This is a genomic window from Chelatococcus sp. YT9, assembly GCF_018398315.1.
GTDB lineage: Bacteria > Pseudomonadota > Alphaproteobacteria > Rhizobiales > Beijerinckiaceae > Chelatococcus.
Genome location: NZ_JAHBRW010000001.1, coordinates 2,194,937 through 2,207,287 on the forward strand (window position 1 = coordinate 2,194,937; position 12,351 = coordinate 2,207,287).

General features: G+C 59.9%; 14 protein-coding genes. 10 read left to right on the top strand and 4 right to left on the bottom strand.

Annotated features, from left to right (window positions below; genetic code table 11):
* Positions 1–315 precede the first annotated feature (315 nt).
* A complete protein-coding gene (locus KIO76_RS09970) occupies positions 316–780 on the top strand; it encodes a MarR family winged helix-turn-helix transcriptional regulator (RefSeq protein ID WP_213323063.1) in 465 nt (154 codons plus the stop codon).
* Between the two features lie 244 nt (positions 781–1,024).
* On the opposite strand, the gene KIO76_RS09975 is transcribed toward KIO76_RS09970, so the two are convergent.
* Entirely contained in the window at positions 1,025–1,807 is a 783-nt protein-coding gene (locus KIO76_RS09975; RefSeq protein ID WP_213323064.1) for a CoA-transferase subunit beta, read from the bottom strand.
* Positions 1,804–2,661 carry a CoA transferase subunit A gene (locus tag KIO76_RS09980; protein WP_213323066.1) on the bottom strand — a complete coding sequence of 286 codons (858 nt, stop codon included), beginning with the start codon at positions 2,659–2,661 and terminating at the stop codon, positions 1,804–1,806. The genes KIO76_RS09975 and KIO76_RS09980 overlap by 4 nt, the downstream gene beginning before the upstream one ends.
* Positions 2,662–2,768: 107 nt before the next feature.
* Here KIO76_RS09980 and KIO76_RS09985 point away from each other — a divergent pair, with 107 nt between their 5' ends.
* A complete protein-coding gene (locus tag KIO76_RS09985; protein WP_213323068.1) occupies positions 2,769–3,548 on the top strand; it encodes an IclR family transcriptional regulator domain-containing protein in 780 nt (259 codons plus the stop codon).
* Positions 3,549–3,595: 47 nt separating this feature from the next.
* Here the strand turns inward: KIO76_RS09985 and KIO76_RS09990 are convergent, their stop codons facing one another.
* Both KIO76_RS09990 and KIO76_RS09995 read right to left on the bottom strand, forming a co-directional pair.
* Positions 3,596–4,714, bottom strand: coding sequence for a mandelate racemase/muconate lactonizing enzyme family protein (locus KIO76_RS09990; protein WP_213323070.1), 1,119 nt, complete (start codon positions 4,712–4,714; stop codon positions 3,596–3,598).
* Between the two features lie 112 nt (positions 4,715–4,826).
* The gene (locus KIO76_RS09995) at positions 4,827–5,600 is read right to left on the bottom strand and encodes an amino acid ABC transporter ATP-binding protein (protein WP_213325191.1); all 774 of its coding nucleotides are present in this window, start codon (positions 5,598–5,600) and stop codon (positions 4,827–4,829) included.
* 208 nt (positions 5,601–5,808) lie between these two features.
* Here KIO76_RS09995 and KIO76_RS10000 point away from each other — a divergent pair, with 208 nt between their 5' ends.
* The 8 genes from KIO76_RS10000 (at position 5,809) to KIO76_RS10035 (ending at position 12,348) form a co-directional block, all read left to right on the top strand.
* Complete coding sequence (locus tag KIO76_RS10000; protein WP_213323072.1) at positions 5,809–6,492, top strand: GntR family transcriptional regulator; 684 nt, start codon at positions 5,809–5,811, stop codon at positions 6,490–6,492.
* A gap of 283 nt (positions 6,493–6,775) precedes the next feature.
* A complete protein-coding gene (locus KIO76_RS10005; protein WP_213323074.1) occupies positions 6,776–7,447 on the top strand; it encodes an amino acid ABC transporter permease in 672 nt (223 codons plus the stop codon).
* A gap of 11 nt (positions 7,448–7,458) precedes the next feature.
* Entirely contained in the window at positions 7,459–8,127 is a 669-nt protein-coding gene (locus tag KIO76_RS10010; protein ID WP_213323076.1) for an amino acid ABC transporter permease, read from the top strand.
* Positions 8,128–8,137: 10 nt separating this feature from the next.
* Positions 8,138–8,920: a transporter substrate-binding domain-containing protein gene (locus KIO76_RS10015; RefSeq protein ID WP_213323078.1), complete on the top strand. Its 783-nt coding sequence runs from the start codon at positions 8,138–8,140 to the stop codon at positions 8,918–8,920.
* 73 nt (positions 8,921–8,993) lie between these two features.
* The gene (locus KIO76_RS10020; protein WP_213323080.1) at positions 8,994–9,335 is read left to right on the top strand and encodes a UxaA family hydrolase; all 342 of its coding nucleotides are present in this window, start codon (positions 8,994–8,996) and stop codon (positions 9,333–9,335) included.
* Positions 9,332–10,546: a UxaA family hydrolase gene (locus KIO76_RS10025; protein ID WP_249729556.1), complete on the top strand. Its 1,215-nt coding sequence runs from the start codon at positions 9,332–9,334 to the stop codon at positions 10,544–10,546. The genes KIO76_RS10020 and KIO76_RS10025 overlap by 4 nt, the downstream gene beginning before the upstream one ends.
* 31 nt (positions 10,547–10,577) lie before the next feature.
* Positions 10,578–11,228: an RraA family protein gene (locus tag KIO76_RS10030; protein WP_213323082.1), complete on the top strand. Its 651-nt coding sequence runs from the start codon at positions 10,578–10,580 to the stop codon at positions 11,226–11,228.
* 10 nt (positions 11,229–11,238) lie between these two features.
* Positions 11,239–12,348 (top strand): enolase C-terminal domain-like protein, encoded by a 1,110-nt coding sequence (locus KIO76_RS10035; RefSeq protein ID WP_213323084.1) that lies wholly within the window; start codon positions 11,239–11,241, stop codon positions 12,346–12,348.
* Positions 12,349–12,351 lie beyond the last annotated feature (3 nt).

The window sequence follows — 12,351 nt, forward strand, 5'->3', positions numbered from 1 at the left end:
ATATATCTACTCAATAGTGTCGATACTGTTATGCGCTTGACTTTCTGCCGAGATGTCCGCGAATTGGGAGATGATATTTGGACTGACCTCCAAATATTGACCCAACTATATAGGCGGCGCTTGCGCCGCCTTCTTTTTACTTCGCGTCCTTGTGGATTTGCTGCGCGGGCTGCGAGCCCGTGTGCGCTGGCGCACTTACAATGGAGATCGGCGCACGATTTAACCGGCTAGCGCAGATCGCCTCTGCATTCCCATCGCGTGAGATTCGGGAGGGTGGAGGTTTGCAGGTGCTGCGCTGGGCTGGCAGAGGATCGTATGACAAGCGTCCGGAAAGAAGAAGCTTCACTGAGACGGCAGGCTGTCCTTGGGAATGAAGTTCTTTCGGAGCTCCTCAAGGTCAGGCAGAAACTCATCAGCTCCTTCAAAGAGGAACTGCGTCATCAAGGGGTTACCTTGGCACGCGCACGCGCTCTGCTGGCCTTGTCCAAAGAGGGGGATCTCACGCAGACCTCGGTGGCCGCCTATCTCGAGATCGAAGGTCCAAGCGCGGTGCGGCTGATTGACGAGCTGGAGAAGTCTGGCCTTGTGCTTCGGCAGCAGGATGCAAATGACCGCAGGATCAAGAACCTTATCTTGACTGACGAAGGGAAGGAAATGTCGCGCCGGCTGCTGGAGAAATGGCAGGAGATCTGCGACAAGACCGTCTTCAATATAGAACTTGATGATCAGCGAAACTTGCTGTCCAACATGAAGGCGATGTTGGTCAATTTAAGTAAATAAGCATACAGATCTAGAATGACAGTTTCGTGAATTTCAGACGTAGTTCTTCGAGCATCAGCCAAAAATCGCATAGAGAGAAATTTCTTCTATTGAATGCCATGCGCCGCATGCGCGGCACTGAGACACGGCGCGGCGGGATCCGGAGGAGGCGCGGTCGCCACCGTATCTGCCCGGTACCATGGCGACACGCGCTTTCCTTTGTTGCGCAACGCGAGCGATAACTCTTCTGGGCTGTGCCAAACGCTCAGACTTTGTGGGCCTGGGCCTTATGCGCCGCATCCGTGCGCGCTTTCAGATCGCGCAATGTAGCCAGCTCGAGCTCCGTCGGAGGTTGCGTCACCGAAAGCTCGTCTGCGAATTCCGCCGGCCAGCCACATGTGTCTTGGACCTGTTCCCGTGTCACGCCGGGATGCAGCGACACTACCGTGAATTCTTTCGTGAGAGGATCGGGCTTCCAGATGGCGAGATCCGTGATCAGCAGGGTTGGTCCCTTGGTGTCGATGCCAAGGCGCTGTCGATGATCGCCGCCCTCGCCATGACCGAACGAGGTATAGAAGTCGATTGCCTCGACCATGCCCCGCTTTGACTGCGCCATGGTGATATAGACCTCCCGCGACGAAGTCGCGATTTCCGGCGCACCACCACCGCCCGGCAGCCGCGTTTTCGGGTGATGGTAGTCCCCGATCACGGTGGTGTTGATATTGCCGAACTTGTCGATCTGCGCCGCACCCAGAAAGCCGATGGAGATACGTCCGCCCTGCAGCCAATAGCGGAACATCTCGGGCACAGAAACCGTGGTCGTGGCCGTTTCGCACAGTTCGCCGTCGCCGATGGACAATGGCAGCACATCCGGAGCGGTGCCGATCGTGCCGCTTTCATAGATCAAAGTGATGTCGGGTGCATGCGTAAGGCGCGCGATGTTGCAGGCTGCCGAGGGGGCGCCAATGCCGACGAAGCAGACATCATCGTTCTTCAAGGCGCGCGAGGCGGCAATTGTCATCATCTCGTTGGGGGTGAACGTGCTCATGCTGCCTTCCTCAGATGCGCGACCCGGCCGGCAAAATCCTCGACGCCCGCTTCCATGACGTTTCTCTGCATCCAGTCCCGGAATCGGTGGCGGTCGGCGGCGATTTCGTCCCATTCGAGATAGGCGGCATTGTCGCGGGCATAGTAGCCTTGCGTGTAGGACGGATGTGAGCCGCCGGGTACTACCGAGATCGCCGTCACGGTCCATGCCGGCAGCACGGTCAGGTTCGGGTGAAGGCCCTCGAAGTCGTCCACCACCTCCTCGACGGTGACGACCGCGCGCTTGGCGGCGAGGACGGCTTCCTTCTGGATGCCGATGATACCCTCGATCAGGACATCGCCCCGTTTGTTCGCCTTCTGGGCGTGGATGAAGGTGACGTCCGGGCGCAGAGCCGGCACTGCGGCGAGAACCTCCCCTGTGAAGGGGCAGGTGACCTGCCTGATGTTGGGGTTGACCTCAGCGAGGCCGGCGCCGCGATAGCCGCGAAAGACGGCGCAGGGCAGTCCGGCGGCGCCGGCCTCGTAGGCGTTGGCCATCGCGGCGTGGCTATGCTCCTCGATGGCAAGGGGATGTGGAAAGCCGTTCTCAATCGCGTCCCGCATGCGTCGCAGCAACCCGACCCCCGGGTTGCCGGCATAGGAGAAGATCACCTTCCGGGCCATGCCCATGCCGATCATCTGGTCATAGACCAGGTCCGGCGTCATGCGGATGAGTGTCAGATCCTTGAAGTTCTGCCGAATCGCTTCATGCGCCGCCGCTGTCGGGATGAGATGGGTGAACCCCTCAAAAGCGACGACATCGCCATCATTGAGGTTCTCGGCCACTGCTTGGGCCAGTGGCAGAAACTGCGCCATCGGCAATCCTCTCCGAAGATGTTCGCAATACGAACAGATGTTCTTTATACGATACATTAGGGCTGCGACTGATAGCGAGTCAACGCCCCGCTTAATGCTGGTGGATTATGGACCTAACCGCTGAGAAGCCGTCCCGCGATCTCGTGGGCTCACTGGGGCGAGGGCTTGCCGTGCTCGAGATCTTGGCCGCGCACCCGTCCGGGATGACTCTCACGGAGATGGCCGCGAAGGCAGGGCTGACGCGCGCCGGGGCACGCCGCTTCCTGCTCACTTTGGTGGAGGCAGGTTACGCAACGCAGTCCGGCCGGCGCTTCTTGCTATCGCCCAAGCTGCTGTCGGTGGCTCGGCTGTGGCTGGGCGGAACCAGTCTATGGTCCTATGCGGAGCCTATCTTGCGATGGGTCGCTGAAGAACTCGGAGAATCCTGTTCGGCGTCGGCCCTTTCGGGCGATGATGTCGTTTATGTCGCGCGCGTGCCTGGTCCCTATATCGTCATGACGGACCTGCACATAGGGGCACGATTGCCGGCCTATTGTACGTCGATGGGGCGTGTGCTGCTTTCGGGCCTCGCCGCCGGGGAGCTCGAAGCGTTCCTCGCGCGAGCAAAGCTTGGAAAGCGGACGCCGAACACTGTCACGGATCCCCGCGAACTCGGCGAACTGATTCGCATGGCGGCAAGCCAAGGCTATGCCATCGTTGACGAGGAGCTGGAGCTCGGCTTGCGGTCAATCGCCGTGCCTGTCCATGATCGCTCCGGAGATATCGCGGCCGCGATCAACGTCTCCACGCAGAAAGACCGGTTCTCCGTCGCTGAGATGGAGAGGGTCTTTCTGCCCGTGCTGCTCAAGGCGAAGCGCCGCGTCGAGGACTTCTTCGTTCTCCAGTGACATCCCGTTGTGGAGGCTGAGCGCAGCGTTGCCGCGCGGGCGCCATGTTATGCGATGGGCTTGCTGAACCCAGCCAGGCTCGTGGCAAGGGGAGTGGTGCCGGCGCCGGGCTGCTCCGGCCTTACGTAGAGGCCATCCCTGACCGCGATCGGCTCTTCGAAATGATCCTTGATCCAAGGGATATACTCGAGAATGCTGGCGGCCGGATGCCAGAACGACAAATGCACGTGCACCTGGCTCATCTCGCCTGCGTGGGGGGCAATCGGTAAGCGATGGGCATGGGCGAGGTCCGCGACTTGGATGTATTCGGTAATGCCGCCCAGACGGGTCACGTCCGGCTGAACATAGTGCACGGCACCGGCCTCGATGAAGGCGCGGAAGGCATCGAGCGTGTAAAGCTGCTCGCCGAGCGCGACGGGGATGCTCGTCGCGCGGGCGAGCGACGCATGCGAGCCGACATCGTCGTACCACATCGGCTCCTCGAACCAGAAGATATCAAGATCCTTGGCGGCGGCGCAGAACCGCAGGCACGTCGGTAGGTCCCATTTGCCGTTGCCGTCGATCGCGATCCGGATCTCCGGACCGGCCGCCCGTCTGATGGCCGTTAGCCGCGCGATGTCGGTCATAGGATTGTCGTGGCCGACTTTGATCTTGATGCGCTGGAAGCCCTCCACCTCGACCGCGCGTTTGGTGCCGTCGAGAATCTGCTCAAGAGAAAAAGACAGCCAGCCGATGTCCGTGTTGTAGGCTTCCACGCTGGCGTGGTGGGCGCCGCCCAGATATCGCCACAGCGGCAGCTGGGCCTGCTTCGCCCTGAGATCCCACAGGGCGATATCGACCGCCGCGAGCGCAAGATGCGTGATGCCGGCACGTCCCACCCACTGCAACGCGGGATAACGCGCGAGCTTCGTCCAGAGCCTTGCATGCTCCGTCGCGTCTTCGCCAACCAGCAGTGGCGCATAGCAGTCGCGGATACAGGCGGTGATCAGCCGGTCGGAAGGGAGATGGGCATGGGTGCCCGTGAAACCGAAGCCTTCGAGGCCTGTATCTGTCGTGACCCGCGCGCCGACAACGCCCCAGTGTGTGATGTTATGGGTGGAATCCGAGATGGAGCTCGCAGTCAGCGGCAGATGAAGGATGAAAGGCTCTACGGCTGTAATCTTCATGGGGTCTATCCCGCTTGGCAAGAAAGGGGAGGGCGATTTGCCCGGCACACCCTGTTGACGCGCCTCGTCCAAGTACGTCGCGATCTGGAGTGTTGCGTCGGATGTGGAGTGTTCAGTGCAGAAGCTGCGCAAGGAAGGCGCGGGTGCGCACATGGCGCGGGGCTTCGAAGAATGCGGCGGGCGGCGCTTCCTCGAGGATGCGGCCGCGATCCATGAAAATCACACGGTCCGCAACCTGCCGCGCAAACCCCATCTCATGGGTCACCACCAGCATGGTCATTCCTTCCTCCGCAAGGGCAACCATGGTGTCGAGCACCTCCTTGACCATCTCCGGATCGAGCGCGGAGGTCGGCTCGTCGAACAACATGATCTTCGGCTGCATGCACAGCGCCCGCGCTATTGCGACCCGCTGTTGCTGTCCGCCGGACAGCTGTGTCGGATATTTCTCGGCCTGATCCTCTATGCGCACCTTGCGCAGAAAAGACAAAGCGACCTCGCGCGCCTCGCGTCGCGCCTGTCCCCGCACCTCCACCGGCGCCAGCATGCAGTTCTCCAGCACGGTAAGGTGAGGGAACAGGTTGAAATGCTGGAACACCATGCCGACGTCCCGCCGCAATGCGATCAGGGCCCGGCGCTCGCTGCTGAGAACAGCGCCATCGATGACGATCGATCCGCTGTGCACCTGCTCCAGACCGTTGATGCAGCGAATGAGCGTGGACTTGCCTGAGCCCGATGGCCCGCAGATGACGATGCGCTCGCCGCGGCGCACGTCGAGGTTCACGCGATCAAGCGCTTGGAACGACCCAAAGTACTTCGTGATGTCCTGGAGAGCTACGAAGGGCGCGGGGCCGGATGCGGAACCGGCCGACGGCGCGGGGCTAGTCATTGTCATGCGGTCTCCCAAGGGTGTGTTGGTTTGTGGCCGACGCGTCCCGGCCTCTTCTGTCGAGATTGTTCATAGGCTTGGACGCCACCGTCAGCGCGCCGCGCTCTCTTGATTGTCACGATCCTACCCGAACAATCTTTCATCTAAAATAGAAAATTTTTTATTCAGAATATTGCATCGGACGTCGAAACATGGAAATGATGCCGCTATGGCAAGCTTCGTCCGTGCTACATTGGCTGATCAGGCCTACCGCGAATTGCGGACCCGCATTCTCAACGGTCAGTTGGCCGGTGGGCGGCGGTTGTTGCCGGAAGAGCTGGCGGTCGAGTTATCGATTAGCCCCACGCCCATCAAGGAGGCGTTGCTGCGGCTGGAGGCTGACGGTCTCGTGGTTTCGCCGCTGCGCAAGGGCGCCGTCGTCAGGCGCTTCACCAGCGCGGAGGTGGAGGAGATCTACGAAGCGCGGATCATGATCGAGATGAATGCCGTGCATAAATTGTTCGACAGGCAACAGATGACGCCTGAATTCGTGGCATCTCTTGAGCAGACGCTGGATCGGCATGCCCATTTCGCGCAATTGGACACGCCCGATGATCTTGCGATGGCGCTTGTCTTTGATCGCGAGTTTCATCAGAAAATCATTCTGGCGGCAGGAAACTCTCTCGTCGCGGAGTGGCACATGCGTTTGCTCGAGCAGACGCATACGACCTTCATCTACAATGCGTGGGATCACATTCGTTCCGTCGGTGAGCACCGCAAGGTTATCGAGGCGATAGCCGGTGGATCGCTGGAGCAGACGTGCGAAGCCCTCGAATTCCATCTTCAGTGCAGTCGTAGGGATGCCCTGGCAAGCGTCGCGGCTGCTCTGGAAAGTGAAAGTGACGGAGCTTGAAGTCTTCTCCTTGTAGGAAGTAACAATTTCTGCGTGCCGCGGCCTTGCGGAGCGGGTACAGTATAAAACAGTATAAAGCGTTCCTGAAGACGTAGCGCCTCTTTGTAAGGTGTGCCCGTTGTCGCGTTTGAGTGGGGGGCTCAAATTGGCCGGTCTTGCCCGCGGCAGTGTTGTCTCGTGATGTGAACTGCAACAGGCCTGGAGAAAGAATGCCCCTGAGAGGCCTTCGCTGAACGGGCCGTGAGGAGCGGGCGCCCGTTTGCGCCCAAGTCCGGGAGGATGGATGTTCTATTTCGATTTTTCGGGAACGCTTGCCCGGTGGCCTGAGTTCGTGCACGCGGGCCTATACACGATCCTGCTGTCGGCTGCGGCAATGCTGCTTGGGCTTGTCATCGGCATCGTCGGAGCATTCGCTCGCCTGTCTTCGATAAAGCCGGCGCGCTTCATTGCTGGATCCTATGTCGAAATCATTAGAAACACGCCGTTCCTGGTACAGATATACATCGTATACTTTGGACTACCCGCAGTAGGGATACGGTTGGACGCGCTGACGGCCGGCATCCTGTCGCTCTCGCTTTACGCAGGCGCCTATATCACCGAGATTGCCCGCGCCGGCATCGAGACGGTCGACAAGGGGCAGGTGGAGGCCGCACGCGCATTGGGGCTGTCGCCTTACCTCACGTTTCGCCACGTCATCCTTAAGCCCGCCATGGCGGCGGTTTATCCAGCGCTGACGAGCCAGTTCATCCTGGTTATGCTAGCGACCAGCGTTGTCTCGGTGATTTCCATTCCCGAACTGACGGGCGTCGCCAATGATATACAGGGCCTCACCTTCCGTAGCCTTGAAGCATTCCTGATCGTCGCCGTGATTTATCTCGGCCTGACGGCAGCCTTCAAAGGGCTGTTCACAGTCTTCGACCGCACCTTGTTTGCCTTCAAATATGTCGGGCGTTGAGGAGAAGCGGCATGTTCCAGACCTTTTCCTTCAACCATGTGCTTTTCCTGGCGCAGGCCGGACTGTGGACGCTGCTTCTGTCGTTCATGGCGCTCTTTGGCGGGGCAATCTTCGGAGCGTTGATCATGCTTGCGCGCATATCGCTCTACGCGCCGCTACGCTTCATCGCCAAAGCCTATATTTACGTCATCCAGGGTACCCCGCTCCTCGTCCTCCTCTTCATCGCATATTTCGGGCTGGCCTTCGCGGGTTATGACGTGCCGGCGCTGGTCGCGGCCGGCTTCGCCTTCACCCTCTACGCGGCAGCCTTTCTCGGCGAGATCTGGCGTGGCTCGATCGAGGCGATCGGCAAGGGGCAATGGGAAGGCGCGGCTGCGATCGGGCTCAACTGGCCCAAGACCATGCGCTTCGTCATCGTGCCGCAGGCGGTGCGTGTCGCCATTCCGCCGACAGTGGGCTTCTTCGTTCAACTCGTGAAGAACACTGCCCTGGCTTCCATCATCGGCTTCGTGGAATTGACCCGCGCTGGCCAGATCGTCGCCAATGCCACCTATCAACCGCTGAGCGTCTATCTGACGGTCGCGGCGATGTATTTCGTCCTGTGCTCATGCCTGTCGTTTGCGAGCCGACGCTTGGACGAGAAGTTTCACAATAATGGCGTCCATCAGCCGATAACCTAGGGAGAACAACATGCTTCGTGTATTGAAAGCTGCTGCTGTCGGACTGGCGCTTGTCGCCTCGGCGGGCGTTGCATCCGCCCAAAACCTGCTGGACGACATCGTCAAGCGTGGAACGATCAATGTCGGCGTCAGTCTTGGCACGCCGCCCTTCGGTTTGACGAACGACAAGATGGAGCCGGATGGTTACGATGTCGGGCTCGCAAAAATCATCGCACGCGATCTCGGCGTGAAGTTGAATGTGGTCGATACGGTGGCTTCCAACCGTATTCCCAACTTGACCAGTGGAAAGATCGATATCGCTATTTCGTCGTTCTCGGTCACGCCGGAGCGCGCGAAAGCGATCGCCTTCACCAATACGGTTTATGTCGATCAGCAGGTCTTCCTGACGTCCAAAGACAGCACGCTGACCAGTCTGGCTGACCTCAAGGGCAAAAAGATCGGAGTGACACGATCCACGACCAATGATATCGCGGTGACAAAGCGCGCGGTCGAGGGCACGATCATCCAGCGCTATGACGATGACGCCTCCACGAGCCAGGCCCTGCTCGCGGGTCAAGTGGAGGGCATTGTAACAAGCGGCGGGTTGGCCGCCGCATTCATGCAGCGCAATCCCAATCTTGCTGTCAAATTCGTGGTCGCTTCCGCGCCGATGAGCATCGGGCTGCGTCGCAATGAAGGTGATTTCCTGCATTGGCTGAACACGACCATCTTCATGGCATGGACCACGGGTGAGATTCAGGAACTTCAGAAGAAGTGGATGGGAACCGTCAATACATCTCTACCGACCTTCTAACGGGTAATGGCGATGCCGAGCGCCAGCAGCGCGCTCGGCACTGCATTGTAACGCGCGTGGCAGCGAGACGATGATGGTAGCTGAACCAGAACTGCAGGATGAACTCGACGGACGGGTGATCCTACTCGGGCCGAACGACAACGTGGTTGTGGTTCGTCGGCGGATCGAGGCGGGCAGCGCGGTGCGTATCGGCACGCGTGAAGTGGTTCTGCCCAAAGATGTTCCTCTTGGCCACAAGCTAGCATCCAGGGATATTGAGATTGGCGAGAAGATCATCAAGTATGGCGCGCCCATCGGCTCTGCAACCACGGACATACGTGCAGGCGAACACGTGCATGTCCACAATATGAAGAGCGATTATACCGCGACCTATACGCTCGATGACGCGCGCGCGCGCCACGGAGACGCGACATGAGGACCGATTTGACAGCGCCGATGCGTGGGTTCCTGCGAGCCGACGGACGAAAAGGCATCCGAAATGTCGTCGCGGTGGCCTATCTCGTTGAATGTGCGCACCATGTCGCCCGGGAAATCGCCTGGCCCTTCCGTGACCAGGACGTCCATCTCATCGGCTTTCCCGGCTGCTACCCTAACGGCTATGCGCAGCGCATGATGGAGGAACTGTGCACCCACCCAAACGTGGGCGCCGTGCTTCTGCTGTCGCTGGGATGCGAAAGCTTTGACAAGTATGGGCTTGCCCATGTGGTGCGCCAGAGCGGCCGGCCGGTCGAGACGGTCGTCATTCAAGCGAGCGGCGGCACCCGCGCCTCGATTGCCGAGGGGCAGTCCTGGGTGCGCGCGCAGTTGCCCATTCTTGCCGCGCAAGAGCCGGTGCCGATGGGGATAGACGAACTCGTCGTCGGCACAGTCTGCGGCGGGTCGGACGGAACGTCGGGCATCACAGGCAATCCCGCCGCGGGCCGCGCGTTCGATCAGCTCGTTGCGGAGGGCGCCGCGTGTATCTTCGAGGAAACGGGGGAGCTTATCGGCTGTGAGCACATCATGGCGAGCCGAGCCGTCACCCCGGAGCTGGGCGTTATCCTTGAGCAGAGCGTAGCGAAGGCCGCGCGATACTACGCGACATTGGGATATGGCTCCTTCGCTGCCGGGAATGCAGATGGCGGTTTGTCCACCATCGAGGAAAAATCGATGGGTGCCTATGCGAAATCCGGCTCGTCGCCGATCGCTGGGCTCATCAAGCCTGGGGACCGCCCGCCGCGCGGCGGCCTCTATCTCCTCGACGTGGTGCCGGACGGCGAGGTGCGTTTCGGATTTCCGAATATCAATGACACGGCGGAAATCGCGGAGCTCATCGCATGCGGCAGCCATGCGGTTCTCTTCGTGACGGGGCGCGGCTCGGTCGTTGGGTCCGCCATATCGCCCATCATCAAGATCTGCGCCAATCCGGAAACCTATCGCCGCATGGCCGAGGATATGGATGTCGACGCTGGCCGTGTCCTGGCCGGGGAGGCGACGCTCGATGATGTCGGGTGCGAGATCCGAGATTTCGTGGTGGCGCTTGGCCAAGGCCGGCGCACCAAATCAGAAGAACTTGGTCACCGTGAGTTCGCGCTGACCTACAAGAGTTTTGAGCCTATCGGGCCGGCCTGCTTGCCCGCTGCCTGACCCGACCAAGCCAATCAAAGGATAATTCAGGATGACCGACAATCTCACCGCGCGGTTGGAACGTTGCTACACAGGTGTTGTTCATGACGTTATGCGCGCCATGGGTTTGAAAGAATTCACCCTGCCCGCGGAATTAAGACCCAATATGCCTGAGAAGGTTCTTGCCGGCCCTGCTTTTACCATCGACGGCCGCGTCGATCCGAATGCGGATCCGCACCAGACATTGCTGGAATGGACCGGCCTTCTCTCAAAGGCCAAATCCGGCCATGTCTGGGTGTCGCAGCCGAATGACCGCGTCGTGGCCAATATGGGCGAGTTGTCCGCCGAGACATTGAAGAATAAGGGCGTGCTCGGTTGTATTGCGGACGGCTATGTCCGTGACAGCAATTTCCTTTTGGCTTTGGAGTTCCAGACGTGGTCGCGCGGCTATACACCCCGTGACATCGTTGGCTACTGGCTGCCGCGCGCTTTTGATGTCGATATCAGGATCGGCGATGTCGTGATCGCGCCCGGTGACTACATGATCGGTGATCGCGACGGGCTGATCCGCATCCCACAGACGCGGGTCGAGGAGATCGTCGCAGCCGCGGAACAGGCGATCACGACGGAAAATCTAGTCCGTAAGGCCATTCTGGAGGGCGTTGATCCCCAGGAAGCCTATCTGCGCTTTGGGAAGTTCTGAGGCTGGTGCCATGAAGATCAGCGATATCGAAGTACGCTGCTGCCGGCGGCTGCCAGAAGCATTCGATGCGGGTGCGTTTCGTACGGGCGATTTCTCGGCGTTTCAGTTCCTGGCCGTCACCATGAAAACGGATGAGGGGCTGAGCGCCACGACTTTCGGATTCGCCGGCCGTTCGGCAGAAGGCGCGGGTAAGCTTATTGCCGACACTTTGAGGCCGTTCATGCTGGGACGCGATCCGCGCGATCGGGAAAAGGCGTGGCATGAGTTTCGGACGGCTGACCGCTGGTGGGGCCATTTGCCCATCTACGGCTATGGTCCGTTCGATACGCTGCAGTGGCTCTTGTCCGCCGAGGCCGCCGGCCAGCCGCTTTACAAGTATCTCGGCGCCTATAGGGAAGATGTTCCTGTCTACGGCAGCTCGATGATCCTTTCGAAGCCGGAGGATTACGCCAAGGAGGCGCTGCGTGCCAAGGCGGAAGGGCTGAAAGCCTATAAGCTGCATACGCCCGGCAAGGATCTGGAAGAGGATCTCGAGGCCCACCGTCTCGTCCGCGAGGCTGTGGGTCCCGATTTCACGCTGATGTCGGATCCCGTCTCGACATTCAATCTTGAGCAGGCGATCCGCTTCGGGCGCGCGTTGGAGGCGCTCGGCTACTACTGGTATGAAGAGCCTCTCTACGACGAGGATGTCCATGCGCTGCGCGAGCTGACGCGCACTCTCGAGATACCATTGGTCGGCACGGAAGTGCTCGCCAAGCATCCCTACAGCATCGCTGAATGCATCGCGACCCGTGTTGTCGATCGCGTGCGTGCTGACGTCTCATGGACTGGGGGTGTTACCGGCGTCATGAAAACAGCGCGCTTGGCGGAAGCTTTCGGCGTCAATTGCGAAATCCATACGTCGATTTTCCATCCCGCAGAAATCGTCAATCTCCATTGCTGTGCCGCAGTGAAGAACTGTGATTTCTTTGAGCTGCTCTATCCCGTCGAGGGATTTGCGTTCGGCCTGAAGGACCCGCTGCCGATTGAAAACGGCCTCGCCAAGCTGCCGTCACGGCCTGGACTCGGCGTCGAGCTTGATTGGGACGATATCGATCGTTGCACCGTGGCGATCGTCTAAGCG